This is a genomic window from Leisingera sp. SA32 (assembly GCF_056033425.1).
This window is the reverse complement of the sequence record NZ_JBVYHB010000014.1, coordinates 29423-43334: the sequence shown is the minus strand read 5'-3', so window position 1 is coordinate 43334 and position 13912 is coordinate 29423. Positions and strand designations below refer to the sequence as shown.

At 65.1% G+C, this 13912-nt stretch carries 13 protein-coding genes; 7 read left to right on the top strand and 6 right to left on the bottom strand.

From position 1 onward, the window contains the following. Window positions 1-42: 42 nt before the first annotated feature. Window positions 43-1461, top strand: a complete 1419-nt coding sequence (locus tag AC0IPL_RS17385) for an FAD-binding oxidoreductase (RefSeq protein ID WP_474276167.1) — start codon at window positions 43-45, stop codon at window positions 1459-1461. 273 nt (window positions 1462-1734) lie between these two features. Here the strand turns inward: AC0IPL_RS17385 and AC0IPL_RS17380 are convergent, their stop codons facing one another. The 3 genes from AC0IPL_RS17380 to AC0IPL_RS17370 all read right to left on the bottom strand — a co-directional run bounded on the left by AC0IPL_RS17380 (window position 1735) and on the right by AC0IPL_RS17370 (window position 4473). Beyond that, window positions 1735-2274: an adenine phosphoribosyltransferase gene (locus tag AC0IPL_RS17380; RefSeq protein ID WP_474276165.1), complete on the bottom strand. Its 540-nt coding sequence runs from the start codon at window positions 2272-2274 to the stop codon at window positions 1735-1737. Between the two features lie 135 nt (window positions 2275-2409). Next, window positions 2410-3435, bottom strand: a complete 1026-nt coding sequence (locus tag AC0IPL_RS17375) for a DUF418 domain-containing protein (protein ID WP_474276163.1) — start codon at window positions 3433-3435, stop codon at window positions 2410-2412. 174 nt (window positions 3436-3609) lie between these two features. After that, window positions 3610-4473 (bottom strand): S-methyl-5'-thioadenosine phosphorylase, encoded by an 864-nt coding sequence (locus tag AC0IPL_RS17370; RefSeq protein WP_474276255.1) that lies wholly within the window; start codon window positions 4471-4473, stop codon window positions 3610-3612. Between the two features lie 424 nt (window positions 4474-4897). On the opposite strand from AC0IPL_RS17370, the gene AC0IPL_RS17365 reads away from it, so the two are divergent. Further along, window positions 4898-6541: a SulP family inorganic anion transporter gene (locus AC0IPL_RS17365; RefSeq protein WP_474276161.1), complete on the top strand. Its 1644-nt coding sequence runs from the start codon at window positions 4898-4900 to the stop codon at window positions 6539-6541. 108 nt (window positions 6542-6649) lie between these two features. Here the strand turns inward: AC0IPL_RS17365 and AC0IPL_RS17360 are convergent, their stop codons facing one another. Next, window positions 6650-7291 (bottom strand): CatB-related O-acetyltransferase, encoded by a 642-nt coding sequence (locus AC0IPL_RS17360; protein WP_474276159.1) that lies wholly within the window; start codon window positions 7289-7291, stop codon window positions 6650-6652. A gap of 8 nt (window positions 7292-7299) precedes the next feature. Next, complete coding sequence (locus tag AC0IPL_RS17355; protein WP_474276157.1) at window positions 7300-7905, bottom strand: flavin reductase family protein; 606 nt, start codon at window positions 7903-7905, stop codon at window positions 7300-7302. A 107-nt stretch (window positions 7906-8012) separates the two neighbouring features. On the opposite strand from AC0IPL_RS17355, the gene AC0IPL_RS17350 reads away from it, so the two are divergent. The 4 genes from AC0IPL_RS17350 (at window position 8013) to AC0IPL_RS17335 (ending at window position 10605) form a co-directional block, all read left to right on the top strand. Next, window positions 8013-8501 carry a GNAT family N-acetyltransferase gene (locus AC0IPL_RS17350; RefSeq protein WP_474276154.1) on the top strand — a complete coding sequence of 163 codons (489 nt, stop codon included), beginning with the start codon at window positions 8013-8015 and terminating at the stop codon, window positions 8499-8501. A 48-nt stretch (window positions 8502-8549) separates the two neighbouring features. Further along, the gene (locus AC0IPL_RS17345; RefSeq protein WP_474276152.1) at window positions 8550-9320 is read left to right on the top strand and encodes an EcsC family protein; all 771 of its coding nucleotides are present in this window, start codon (window positions 8550-8552) and stop codon (window positions 9318-9320) included. Window positions 9321-9390: 70 nt separating this feature from the next. Beyond that, on the top strand, window positions 9391-9924 hold the full coding sequence (locus AC0IPL_RS17340) for a DUF1178 family protein (RefSeq protein WP_474276149.1): 534 nt from the start codon (window positions 9391-9393) through the stop codon (window positions 9922-9924). A 39-nt stretch (window positions 9925-9963) separates the two neighbouring features. Further along, on the top strand, window positions 9964-10605 hold the full coding sequence (locus AC0IPL_RS17335) for an SDR family NAD(P)-dependent oxidoreductase (protein WP_474276147.1): 642 nt from the start codon (window positions 9964-9966) through the stop codon (window positions 10603-10605). Window positions 10606-10925: 320 nt separating this feature from the next. Here the strand turns inward: AC0IPL_RS17335 and AC0IPL_RS17330 are convergent, their stop codons facing one another. Then, window positions 10926-12701, bottom strand: a complete 1776-nt coding sequence (locus tag AC0IPL_RS17330) for a trypsin-like peptidase domain-containing protein (protein ID WP_474276145.1) — start codon at window positions 12699-12701, stop codon at window positions 10926-10928. Window positions 12702-12958: 257 nt separating this feature from the next. On the opposite strand from AC0IPL_RS17330, the gene AC0IPL_RS17325 reads away from it, so the two are divergent. Next, window positions 12959-13900, top strand: coding sequence for a glycine--tRNA ligase subunit alpha (locus AC0IPL_RS17325; protein ID WP_474276143.1), 942 nt, complete (start codon window positions 12959-12961; stop codon window positions 13898-13900). The last annotated feature ends 12 nt before the right edge of the window (window positions 13901-13912 follow it).

Here is a 13912-nt window from a genome sequence, read left to right as displayed (position 1 = left end):
TGCCATCTTGCCAGCGCACGGGGGATGCGCCATGGATAGCCCATGCACTTGAATTCCGCCGATCCCGCCTTTGCCGCCCGTCTCTCTGCAGCCCTGCCGAAGGATGTGCTTCGCCCGGCCGAACCCCGCTACCTTGAGGAGCCGCGCGGCCGCTACCGGGGCCAGGCAGGTGTGCTGGCCCTGCCGCGCAGCACCGAAGAGGTCGCGATCCTGATCCGCGAAGCTAATGCCGCGCGGGTGCCGGTGGTGCCCTATGGCGGCGGTACCGGGCTGGTGGGCGGTCAGGTGATGCCGGAAGGACCCGCGCCGCTGCTGATCTCGCTGGAGCGGATGGCGGCAATTCGCGCGGTTCATCCGCAGGAGAACGTGCTGATTGCCGATGGTGGCGCGATCCTTGCGGACGTGCAGGCGGCCGCGCGAGAGGCTGGGCGTTTGTTTCCGCTGTCGCTGGCCTCGGAAGGGTCGGCGCGGATTGGCGGTACGTTGTCGACCAATGCCGGCGGCGTCAACGTGCTGCGCTATGGCAATGCGCGCGATCTGTGCCTGGGGCTGGAGGCCGTCCTGCCCGGCGGCGAGATCTGGCGCGGGCTGACGCGGCTGCGCAAAGACAACACCGGCTACGATCTGCGCAACCTGCTGATCGGTGCCGAAGGCACGCTGGGGATCATTACCGCCGCCACGCTGAAACTGTCGCCACAGCCCGTGTCCTGCGGCACGGCCGTGTTCACGGTGCCGGACCCGGCGGCGGCGGTGGCGCTGCTGGCGCTGGCGCGCGATCACGTGGGCGAGGCGGTCAGCGCCTTTGAACTGATTCACCGGCAGGGGTTGGACTTCCTGTCCGAATGTCTGCCGCAGATCCGTCAGCCCTTGGCGGAGAAGCCGGAATGGTCCGTGTTGATCGAACTGGGCCTGCCGCGCGGACATGAGGCGGAGGAAGCCCTGGCGGCGGTGTTTGAAACTGCACTGGCGGCCGGGCTGGCCAATGATGGCGTGATCGCGCAATCCGAGGCGCAGCGCCAGGCACTGTGGGCGATGCGTGAACACATCCCGGCGGCCAACAAGATGATCGGCTCGGTTTCCAGCCACGATATTTCGGTGCCGATCTCGCAGGTTCCGGCGTTCATCGAAAAGGCGGGCCAAGTCGTGGCCGCCATCGGGAATTTCCGCATCAACTGTTTTGGCCATCTGGGCGACGGCAATCTGCATTACAACGTGTTCCCGCCACAGGGGCAGCCGCGGCGTGCCTTCGATCACTTGCGGACCGAAGTCAAAGAGGCGGTGCATGAACTGGTGGCGGAGTTCGGTGGCTCCTTTAGCGCCGAGCACGGGGTGGGGCGGCTGAAAACGGCTGATCTGGAGCGCTATGGAGATCCGGTGAGACTGGCGACGATGCGCGCGATCAAACGGGCGCTGGATCCAAATGGCATCATGAACCCAGGTGCGGTGTTGCGCACGGATTGATTCTGGGTGCAGAGGCAAAAGACAGGCAGGACGGTCAGGGGGCGGCGCTGCTCCCGCGTCTGCGCCTGCCCGGCTGCGCCGGACCGGCTGGCAGCCTTGGGCCCGGCGCCGCGCCAAGGCGCGGCGCGCCTTTCAGGCCCGGCAGGGCCTGAAAGGCCACGCCCAACCGGCAGCGTCTTTTATGCAGTAAAAGGCGTAGGGCGGGCGGGAGAGCGGTGGCCGTGGCAGGCAAGCAGGGCTGCCCGACAAGCAGCGGCGCGAGAGACTGCGACGTCAGAGACCGTCGAACTCGCACAGCACATGCACATCCTTGCCCATGCTTTCCAGCAGTTTGCGCCCGCCCAGCTCCGGAAGGTCGACGATGAAGGCGCAAGAGACGATGTCGCCGCCCAGCCGCTCAATCAGTTTGATGCCAGCGCCCGCGGTGCCGCCGGTGGCCAACAGGTCATCCACCATCAGGACTTTCTCACCCGGCTTGATGGCGTCGTCATGGATTTCCACGATCGCTTCGCCGTATTCCAGCTTGTACTCTTGGCTGATGGTGGTGCCGGGCAGTTTGCCCTTCTTGCGGATCGGCACGAAGCCGACGCTCAGCTGATGCGCAATGGCCCCGCCGAGGATGAAGCCGCGCGCCTCAAGCCCCACGACCTTGTCGATCTGCTCGCCCGCGTAGGGGTGCAGCATCTGGTCGATCGCCATGCGGAAGCCGCGCGGGTCCGCAAACAATGTGGTCACGTCGCGGAACATGATCCCTTCGTGCGGGAAGTCCACGATGGTGCGGATGTAATCTTTGACGTCGGACTTCTTGGGCATCTGTCGGCTCCATTGGCAGCGGTATCGGCAGCCCCGTGCAACAAGGGCCAACCGGGGTTTGGCCGAAGCAGCGCGGTGTTGCAAGGGGGAACGGCCCGTTGACCCGTTGTGGTTGTGCGCTGATCGGGCCGCTGGTCAGTCCCGCGCGGCAGCGGCGCGGCGCCGGGTACACCAGCGCATCAGCATTTCAAGCGGCCCGCGATCGGCCAAACTGTTCCACCCGCGCGCCAGGACCACCGATAGTACACAGAAACCGATTGAATAGCCAAAGACGCCCACCGTCGAAAGCGAACCGTCCAGTAGCCCCATCGCCTCCAGCGCGCCCATGCCCAGCAGAATATGCGCCACATAGAAGCTGAGCGCCTGACGCCCGGCGACCGTCAGCCAAGAAGAGAGACCCATCCGGTCCGGCGCCGGACACAGCAGCAGGACCAACCCGATCACCGCAGCCGCACTGCCGGTCGCGGCCATGATGTAGACCGGGCCGGGCGGCAGGGTGTCGGTATCGAACAACGCCAGCAGGTCGGGATCCTGCACCAGCAGGCCAGGCAGCCCGCCAACCACGGTCGCGCCACCGCCCCAGAGCAGCAGCCGTCGCTGCACCCGGCGGCTGGCCAGGTCCATGCGCCCCATCCACATGCCGAGGTACAGAAAAGCCACCCAGGGAAACACCGGATGCCAGCCGTTGAAAAAGGCGTGCCGCAGGAAGCCCTCCACCGTCCAGAAATCGCTATAGGTCAGGGTCTCCCAGTTCCAGTGCGCCTCGTAATCCAGCGTCAGCAGCCCAGCCATCCCGGCGAGCACCACCGCTGTGGCGGCCCACAGCAGCACCGTGGGGCGCGCAGAAAGCAGGGGCAGGGCCAGCAAAAAATAAAGTCCGTAGAAATGCAGAATGTCGGCTTCGAAGATAAGCAGGTTCACCAACCCGGCCAGAAACAGGAACACGGCGCGTCGCAGCACCTCGGCGACATCGGGGCGTCCCAGAGACAGGCCGATCCCTGCCAGAACCACAAACAGCGCGGCCGCGCGGCCCTCCAGCGCGTCGGTGAGCCGCGATGCCAGGTCGGTGCCGGGGGCGACCTGTGCCGCAATGCGGAAATTGACCAGAACCATGCCGCAGAATGCCAGAAAGCGGGCGATGTCCAATCCGTAAAGTCGCATGTGAAAATCCTGAAAGTGACTGGCCTGAAAGCAATAGCCTCAAGGTAGAGGCTGCACCCGGGCAGGAAAACCGCGTAACATCAGAAAGATCCGAAGGAAAAAGTCAGTGGGTTCGCAAGAAAAAGGGCGACCCATCTGGACCGCCCGAACCCCGTGAGTCAGCTTTTAAGGGGGTCAGCCCAGCACCCGGCCCGCCACCGCGTCCAGACGCGCCAGCAGCGCCGGGTCGCGTTTTTCCGGTGCGGTCATGATGGCGTATTCCAGGGCCTTGTCGCAGCGATGCGGGCAGTCGGTGCGCTGCGGGCCCAACAGGCCGGGCAACCGGCGCACCAGTTCGCGGGCATTGGCGGAGTTGCCCTGTAGGGTGGCGATAATTTCGGTAATTTCCACCGCGCCGTGGTCGGGGTGCCAGCTGTCGTAATCGGTGACCATGGCGACGGAGGCGTAGCAGAGTTCCGCCTCGCGGGCGAGTTTGGCCTCTGGCATGTTGGTCATGCCGATCACGTCGCAGCCCCATTGCTCGCGGTAGAGTTTGCTTTCCGCCATGGAGGAGAACTGCGGCCCCTCCATGCACAGATAGGTGCCGCCACGGTGGATGTTGATGCCCGCGTCCCTGGCCGCTGTTTCGGCCGCATCGCCCAGCCGTTCGCAAGTCGGATGCGCGACGCTGACATGGGCAACGCAACCGCTGCCGAAGAAGCTTTTCTCGCGCGCGAAGGTGCGGTCAATGAATTGATCCACGACGACAAAATCGCCGGGGGCCATATGGTCGCGGAAGGAGCCGCAGGCGGAGACGGAAAACACATCCGTCACGCCCAGCCGCTTCAGCGCGTCGATATTGGCGCGATAAGGGACCTCGGTCGGGGCATGCACATGGCCGCGTCCATGGCGCGGCAGAAAGGCCATTTTGACCCCCTCCAGGGTGCCGGTCAGGATCTGGTCCGACGGCGTCCCCCAGGGCGTGTCGACCGACACCCATTCGGCATTTTCAAGCCCGTCGATGTCGTAAATGCCGGAGCCGCCGATTACGGCGATCATGGTGTTACGGGGGTCTGATGCGGTCACGAGCTGGCCTCCTGTTGCTGCTATCCGGGATATGCGCAAGCGATGGCGGATTTGGCAAGGGCAAGGTGATCAACAGGCGGTGACGCAAGCATGCCGCACCCTCCGCAAGTCACCGAGGGACACCAGGGCTGCGCCTCTGGCGGGAGTATTTGGGGAAAGTTAAAAAGTCTGGGCGTCGCGACGGGGGGGGCGGCTGGCAGAGGCGGCGCATTGGCGGGGCTGGGAGCAGGTGAAGGATGCTGAGAAGGGGGACTGGAATGGCGCCCGTGTCGGCGTGCCTCAGCTTGCGTTTCCGCGTCCATCGGCGCAGGCGCGGCGGCGGCACCCTTGCCCAGTTGGCGATTTTCCGCTAACGGGCAGGCAGCGAACACACCTCCTCCAACCGCAGGTATCCTGAATGAAACGCGCAGCCGTGGCTTTGCTGGCCAAGCAGATTTCCCCACCCAACCTATCGATCATGCAGGATGAGGGCTTTACCGTGGCCCGTGTCCGCACTGAGCTTCTGTCCGGATTGACCGTGGCGCTGGCATTGGTGCCGGAAGCGGTCGCCTTTGCCTTTGTGGCCGGGGTGCACCCACTGGTGGGGCTATACGCGGCGTTTATGGTGGGGCTGATTACCGCGGTGTTTGGCGGACGGCCCGGGATGATCTCCGGCGCGACAGGCGCGCTGGCGGTGGTCATGGTGGCGCTGGTGGCCCAGCACGGGGTGGAATATCTGTTTGCCACCGTGGTGTTGATGGGCATCCTGCAAATCATCGCGGGCGCCTTGCATTGGGGCAAGTTCATTCGTCTGGTGCCGCATCCGGTGATGCTGGGGTTTGTGAATGGTCTGGCGATTGTAATCTTCCTGGCGCAGCTGACCCAGTTCAAGGATCCGGCCACCGGCGGTACGGAATGGCTGCAGGGTGGCTCGATGCTGCTGATGCTGGGGCTGGTGGCCCTGACCATGGTGATCATCTGGGGCATGCCCAAGGTGACCAGTATCATCCCGGCGCCTTTGGCAGGCATTGGCATCGTGGCCGTTCTGGTGATCGTCATGGGTCTGGATGTGCCGCGGGTGGGCGACATGGCGTCGATCGAGGGTGGCTTCCCGACCTTCCACAACCCGTTCGGCACGGGGGAGGGGCTTTATGGCACCGCGCTGGCGCCGTTTACGCTGGAAACCCTGTGGATCATCCTGCCCTACGCGGTGATCCTGGCCGCCATCGGCCTGATCGAGAGCCTGCTGACACTGAACCTGGTGGGAGAGATCACCGGCAAGCGCGGTGGTGCCAGCCAGGAGTGCATTGCACAGGGCGCATCAAACGTGGTGACCGGCTTCTTCGGCGGCATGGGGGGCTGTGCCATGATTGGCCAGTCGATGATCAACGTCAAATCCGGCGGCCGCACGCGGATTGCGGGCATTGCAGCGGCACTGTTCCTGCTGGCCTTCATCGTCGTCGCCTCGCCGCTGATCGAACAGATCCCGCTGGCCGCCTTGGTCGGCGTGATGTTCATGGTGGTGATCGGCACCTTCGCTTGGAACAGCTTCAAGGTGATGACCAAAGTGCCGCGCATGGATGCCTTCGTGATCGTCTTGGTGACCGTGGTGACGGTCATGACCGACCTTGCGATTGCGGTGGTCGTGGGTGTGGTCGTCTCGGCGCTCGCCTATGCCTGGAACAACGCGCGCCGCATTCACGCCATCACGCGCGAGTCTGCAACCGACAAGGGCGCCAAGGTCTATGAAATCGAAGGACCGCTGTTTTTCGGCTCGACCGACGGCTTTATTGAGCTGTTCGACGTGGCGGGTGACCCGGAGCGGGTGATCGTGGATTTTGCCCGCAGCCGGGTGGTGGACCAGTCGGCACTGCAGGCGATTGAGGCGCTGGCCGCCAAATACGAGGCCGAGGGCAAGGCGCTGGTGCTGCGGCACCTGAGCCGCGATTGCCACCAGCTGCTGACCAAGGCGGGCCATCTGATGGTCGACAGCGACGATGACCCGGACTACGAGCTGGCCGTGGATTACTCGGTGCGGACCGGAGTCCTGGGCAGCCACTGACCGCCCGTCTACCGGATCGCCGGAATACGAAACCCGCGGCTTGCAAAAGCCGCGGGTTTTTCTGTTGATCTGTCTGCTTGGACGCCGGTCCGGGGATGGCAGCGCGGCTCAGTCAGGCGCCAGCGTCTCCAGCATGTCAAGATCGCCGGATAGCAACGCCGGTTCGGCGCGGGAGATCAGCTCGGCGGGCCAGTCCCACCATCCAAGGCTCAGCAGTCGGGCGATCTGGGGTTTTGCAAAACGGTAGCTGTGCACGGTGCCTGGGTTGCCGGTGATGATGGCATAGGGCGGGACGGTGCCGCGGACCACCGCGCCTGCGCCGATGATGGCACCGTCGCCGATGCGTGCGCCGGGCAGGATCAGCGCGCCATAGCCGATCCAGACGTCATTGCCTATCATCGTGTCGCGGGTGTCGGGCTGAAAGCCGGCCATCTTGGCTTGGTCGAACACAGGAAACGGATAGCAGCTGAGCCCGTCCTGCGCGTGGTTGGCCGAGGCGGTGATGAAACGCACCCCATGGGCGAGCTGACAGAATTTGCCGATGACCAGCTGCTCGCGCGAGCCGGGGAACAGATATGGCGCAAGATGTTGCGCCCAATCCTGCGGCGGCGTGAAATCGGAGGCATAGCTATAGTCGCCGACCTTGATGTTGGGGTGATCCAGCACCTGCGACAGCATCACGGTTCCCGCATGGGAGCTGCCGTCGGGCAAGGTGATCGGATTGCGTTTTCTGGGATCGGGCAGGGGCATCGAAGTCCTTACTGGTCGGGGCGGGTCAGCGAAAACAGCTCACGTACAACAGAATAGTCGCGGTAGCCGAGCCGCGCCAGTGGCTGGAAGGTGGTGACGTCAAAGGCTCCGTCGCGCAGGCAATCGTCGCGCATATGCACGCCGGTCACCTCTCCGAATACCACCTTGTTGGCCTCGCCCGGAAGGGTGACGATCTGCGTCAGGCGGCATTCCAGCGCGGCGGGGGCGGCGGCCACACGGGCGCAGTTGATGGTCTCGCATTCTGCGGTCTCCAGCCCGGCATGGGCGAACTCGTCGGTCTCCTTGGCCAGGGCGGCCGAACTGGCGTTCATGGCGTCGCGCAGCGCATAGGACACGACGTTGACACAGAACACCCCGGTCTCGCGGATGTTGGCGACGCTGTCCTTGGTGCCGTCCTGATCGTGCTTGGCGCTGGTGGAGGCAAACATCACCTGCGGCGGCGTGTAGGCGACCGCGTTGAAGAAGGAATAGGGGGCCAGGTTGTTCACACCGTCCGCGTCGCGGCTGGAAATCCAGCCGATGGGACGGGGGGTGACAATGGCGTTGAACGGGTTGTGCGGCAGGCCGTGGCCGTCTTCGGGGCGGTAAAACATCGTGATTTCCTGCTCTGGGCGTTAACGCTTAGGTGTTTGCCCAAGACTTACGCCCGTGCTACGCCGAACGCCAGCCCGCAGGGGACTATTGGCGGAGGCAGGGCAGCGTGATCGAGCTGAGAGCGGAGCAGGCGGACGACCGGTGGGAGGTCGAGGCGCTGTATGACCTGTGCTTTGCCCCGGGGCGCGAAGCGCTGTCGTCTTATCGATTGCGCGATGGCGTGCCGCCGGTTTCGGGTCTCAGCCAGGTGGCGCGTGACAGCGACGGCATCCTGGCAGCGGCGATCCGGTACTGGCCGGTTCTGATTGGGGATGCGGCAGCGCTGCTGCTGGGGCCGGTGGCGGTCCATCCCACGCGCCAGGGCGAAGGCTTGGGTGGGTCGCTGATCCGCGACAGTTTGGCCAAGGCGCAGGACAGCGGCTGGGCGCGGGTGATGCTGGTGGGCGATGCCCCCTATTACAAGCGGTTCGGTTTTGTCAGGCTCGACGGCGTCGAGATGCCGCCGCCGACCAACCCGGAACGGGTTCTGGGTCTGGCCCTGCAGGCGCAGGCCTGGGACGGGGTTCGGGGGCTGGTGAGCCGCTGGCAGGGTTGAAATTACCGGTCCGGCCGCCGATCTTTAAGATGGCAGAGGAGGCAACTGGTGACGGATATTCTGACAGGGGCGCGGCGGCTCAGCCCGCAGGAACTGGAAGCGGAGCTGGATGCTTTGGCGCGGCGCTACCGGGTTGCAGGTGGCTTCGGCGTGGACCTGCTGAACCGGCTTGGCAGCAGCGGCGAGTCCCTGCTGGAGCGCTTGCCCGCGCCGGTGCGCGCGGGTCTGACGGCCTCAACGGCCAGCGCCCTGCGGCTGGCGATGAAGGGCGCCAGCACGTCGCGGCGGCTGGTGCCGGACCAGAAGCCCGGCATCGATCGGGTTGTCAGCGCCGCAATGGGCGCGGCGGGCGGCGCTGCGGGCCTGCCGGGCGCGCTGGTGGAGCTGCCGGCAACCACGGCTTTCCTTCTGCGCACGATCCAGGGCGCGGCGGCCGCCGAAGGCTTTGAGGCGGAGGCCGAAAGCGTCACTTTCGACTGCATACAGGTGTTTGCCGCCGCTGGGCCGCTTACGTCGGACGACGGGGCAGATCTCGGTTTTGTTTCGTTGCGGCTGGGGTTGCCGGGCGGTGTGCACCGGCTGATTGCCCAGGTGGCGCCCAGGTTGGGGGCCGTTCTGGGGCAAAAGCTGGCAGCACAGGCTGTGCCAATTGCCGGTGCCGTGGCCGGGGCGGCGGTGAATTACGTATTCGCCGGATATTACCGGGAAATGGCCCATGTGCATTTCGGCCTGCGTCGGCTTGCCCTTGAGGCGGACGTCCCGGCACAGGACCTGGTGGCGAAGCTGCAGGACCGCCTGAAGGTGACCGCACCCGGCTGATCGCGTCGGTGGCCCCTTGCACTCGGCGAAATTGCGGATTTAATCGCGGCCACCTGCGAAGGAAACGGAAATGATTCAATACAGCCTCAAATGTGCAGAAGGGCATAGCTTCGATAGCTGGTTCCAGTCTGCGGCGGCGTTCGATAAGTTGGCAGCTGCTGGCATGGTCAGCTGTGCCGTCTGCGGCGGCTCCCGCGTCGAGAAGGCCATCATGGCGCCGCGGGTGCGTCCTGGCCGCAAGGCCGTGTCCGCTGTGGGAGAGCCGGAGACACCGGCCACCGCGCCTGCGCGAGAGCCGCAGGCGCCAGAGCAGACGGCTGCTGCCGTGTCCCGTGGGTCTGTTACGGCGCGCAAGGACGCGGGTATGCTGAGCCGTCCCACAGGTGACGTGGAAAAGGCGCTGGCCGAACTGCGCCGCAAGGTCGAGGCCAATTCCGATTACGTCGGCGACAATTTCGTCAAGGAAGCGCGGGCGATGCACCTTGGGGAGGCTCCGGAACGGGCCATCCATGGCGAGGCCCGGCTGGAAGATGCAAAGGAACTGATCGAGGAGGGCGTGCCGGTGTTGCCGCTGCCTTTCCGGCCGGGACGCAAAACAAACTGAAGGCCGCGATGGGCGGTCGAAAATAAAGGACAGGGCAGAATGCATGCAGTTGTAACGGGAACCAGCCGCGGCATCGGCAAGGCGCTGGTCGAGCGGTTGCGGCAGGACGGCCACGAGGTGACCGGCACCTCTCGGGATCATTCCTCCGGCGTAAAACTGGATGTTTCGGACCCTGGTCAGCAGGCGCGGTTTGCCGCCCAGATCAAGGGTCGTCCGGTAGATCTGCTGGTTTGCAACGCCGGTGTCTATATCGACAAGGCTATGGCGCTGGAGGATTACTCGGCCGAGGTCTGGGGCAAGACGCTGGCGGCGAATGTGACCGGCGTGTTCCTGACGGTGCAGGGAATGCTGCCGAACCTGCGACTGTCCGGGGCGCCCAAGATCGCCATCCTGGCGTCGCAGATGGCCAGCCATGCGCGGGCGCCGGGCGGCAGCTACGCCTATCGTGCCTCCAAGGCGGCGGCCTTGAATATTGGCCGCAATCTGGCCACCGACTTGCAACCCGAGGGGATCGCGGTGGGCATCTACCATCCCGGCTGGGTGCGCACCGACATGGGCGGTCAGGACGGCGAGATCTCGATCACGGAATCGGTTAGCGGGCTGGTCGATGAGTTCGACCTGTTGAGCCTGGAGACCACCGGCTGTTTCCACGCCTGGGACGGTCGCATCCTGCCGTATTGAACCGCTGACCCGGCCACACTGGCCCGACGGACGCCTCCGCACGGGTCTGCGGCGCGCTCCCGCGTCCACGCGTGCCAGGCTGCGCCTGACCCGCTGGCGGACTTGGGCCGGGCGCCGTGCCTGCGGCACGACGCGCCACCGCACGTATGTGCGGTGGCATGCCCAACGGGCACAGGGCCTGAACAGGCCCGAAGCCGGGCGGAAATACCGACGTTGGCTGTTCTATACGCAGTGGTCACAAAAAGACCGGCGCGACAGTCACGCCGGTCTTTTGCATGTTTTGGTGTGCCACCCTGCCTGAGCCGGGGCGGTGGTCGCCGTCAGTCCCAGCAGTTGACCAGAACGGTCATGCGCGAGGCCAGCCGGGTCATTGCGGCGCTGGGCAGGCTTCCGGCCGCATCCGAGCGCGCAGCGGGCGAGAGGCCGACTGCATCCAATGCGCTTCGGATGGCGCCCGCATCGATGGCAAAGCTGACGTCCTCGGGCAGTTGTTTGCCGTCGACCTGCGGTGACAGCAGCATCCCCAGAACCGCGCCGGTACGGTCGAGAACCGGGCCGCCGACGTCGCCAGGTTGCGCGGTCAGCGCCAGGCGGGTCACATCGCTGTCCCCCTCAAGGCTTTCGAGACCTGCAATCTTGCCCCAAGTCAGGCTGGGCGCGCCCAGCACGCCTTCGTAGGAAAAGCCGGACACGGCAACCTCGGATTGCAGCCGCGGCGCGGCGGCGCTCAGCTCGGCCACCGCCGCGGGCACCAGCGGCTCGGCCGGGCGCAGGATGGCGATGCCATCGTCGCTGTTGTTGGCCGCGATCTGCACCTGATAGCCGTGGTCCAGGGTGACCCGGTTACAGCCAGCCACCGCATCGGATGTGGTGAGTACGCTGCCATCGGCATCGACGTAGAATCCCGACCGCGACCGTTTCGGTCGGCGTATTTCCAGCCCGGACACCAGATCTATGTCCTGTACCGCGTCGCCCCCAGCGGCCGGGTCCAACACCCCGTCCAGCCGGGTGAAGCTGGCCTGCATCGCGGCCAATACGCGGGCACGGCGGTCCTCGTCTCCCGCGGGCCAGATCAAGGTAAAGCCTTTGACTTCCCCATTTTTCAGACTGGCCTGCGAGAAGGAGACGATCCGTTGATTGCGCCCCTCGATTGTGAAGCTGTTGCTGCCGCGCTGCCGCGGGCCTTCCATCGGCACGATCTCCAGCGTTTGCAGAATGTCGTAAAGGCCGAACAGGGTGCGCTGGTCGCCGGGCTGGCTGATCAGCAACAGCTGAGCGCCCAGATCTCCCTTGCTGGTGTAATGGGCAAAGGGCGATTCATAACGATCAAAGGCGACTTCCTTGGCGGGAATGTCGAGAGCGATACCCGCCTGTTTGTCCTCGATCCGGGTCATGCCGACTGAGATCAGCGGCGCGTTGTATTCGTCCATCAAAGCCTGGCGCTGGCCTGTGGTCAGCACGCCGGTGGGCTCATATCCGCGCGCGGTCTGCCAGTCGCGCATGGAGGCGCGTGTGCCTCGACCAAAGGCGCCGTCGATACCGGAGCTGTAAAAACCCGCAGCCTTGAGCGCGAGTTGCAGGTCCATGCGCTCATCACGGCTGAGCGCGCGTTCGCTGCGCCGCGCCTCGGCGGGGCTTTCGTCGGGCAAGGTGGTCTGCACGCCCGGCTGGCTTGCGTCGGGCTGCACCTGTTCGGGTGCGGCGGGAACCGGGGCAGGTTGCGTGGTCTGCCCGGCATCCGCCGCCACCGGATAGAACTGGCTACGCAGGTTGCGGCTGAAGGCGATGAAACTGTCGCGCGGGATCTGGCCTTCGCTGCGGTAGACCTGAAGCACCCGCTCCGCATCCGCGCGCGCGTAGGGGCCAAGCACCACGCCATACCAGCCGCCACCCAGCGCATACCCCGACACGTCGGGCAGGCGGGCGGCATAGCCGCGGGCTTCGTCCTCGGCCTCGCGCAGGGACGAGCGGGCGGCGATCTGGATCCAGACCGCATCGGCCCCACTTTGCGCCGCAACCGGCGCGGTGAAGGCCGCGGTGAACGCCATGGCCAGCGCAAACAGCGGCAGAACCAGAGCGGCAATCAGTTTTTTCATTGTCAGGGCCTCGTATCCCGGAATTCAGGTTGGTGATTGACGCGGAGATTAAGCATTTTGGGCGGGCGAAGGGAACTCCTCTTCACAGGGGGAATTCCCGGCCCGTTGCCGCATTCCCGCACTTTTGTTGCCGATGTGCTGCACCCTGCGGCCCGCCCGTCGCCGCGCGGGCGGTCAGAGGGCGTTGACCCTGCCCGGAGCCTTGCATAGGAAGATCCCCGCAATTGCTGCCCCAGCTGCCCCCGAAGGATTGAAAGATGACCCAGACCAATGGCGCGCCGCGCTCCTTCCAAGAGATTATCCTGAGGCTTCAGACGTACTGGGCCACCAAGGGGTGCGCGATGATGCAGCCCTATGATCTGGAGGTGGGCGCGGGCACGTTCCACCCGGCGACCACGCTGCGCTCGCTGGGCAGCAAGCCCTGGGCCGCGGCCTATGTACAACCCTCGCGTCGCCCGACCGACGGGCGCTATGGGGAAAACCCCAACCGGCTGCAACACTACTACCAGTATCAGGTGCTGATCAAACCCAGCCCGCCCAACCTGCAAGAGCTGTACCTGGGTAGCCTCGAGGCGATCGGCGTCGACATGACGCTTCACGATATCCGCTTTGTCGAAGATGACTGGGAAAGCCCGACGCTGGGTGCCTGGGGGTTGGGCTGGGAAGTCTGGTGCGACGGCATGGAAGTCAGCCAGTTCACCTATTTCCAGCAGGTTGGCGGCCATGACTGCCACCCGGTATCCGGCGAGCTGACATATGGTCTGGAACGACTGGCAATGTACATCCTGGGCGTTGACCACGTTATGGACATGCCCTTCAACGACCCGGATGCCCTGATCCCGCTGAGCTATGGCGATGTGTTCAAGCAGACCGAGGAAGAATACGCCCGCTGGAATTTCGATGTGGCCAACACGGAGGTGCTGCTGCGCCATTTCGAGGAAGCCGAGGCAGAATGCGCCGCTATTCTGGCGCAGGAGCATAAAGACCCAAAGACCGGCAAGCGCATCATCATGGCGCATCCGGCCTATGATCAGTGCATCAAGGCGTCGCATATCTTCAATTTGCTGGACGCGCGTGGCGTGATCTCGGTGACCGAACGCCAGGCCTATATTGGCCGCGTCCGGGCGCTGGCCAAGCAATGCGCCGATGCCTTCGTGCTGACCGAGGCCGGCGGCCACTGCGCCGAAGGCGCGGCTTAGGCAGGGGCGGAG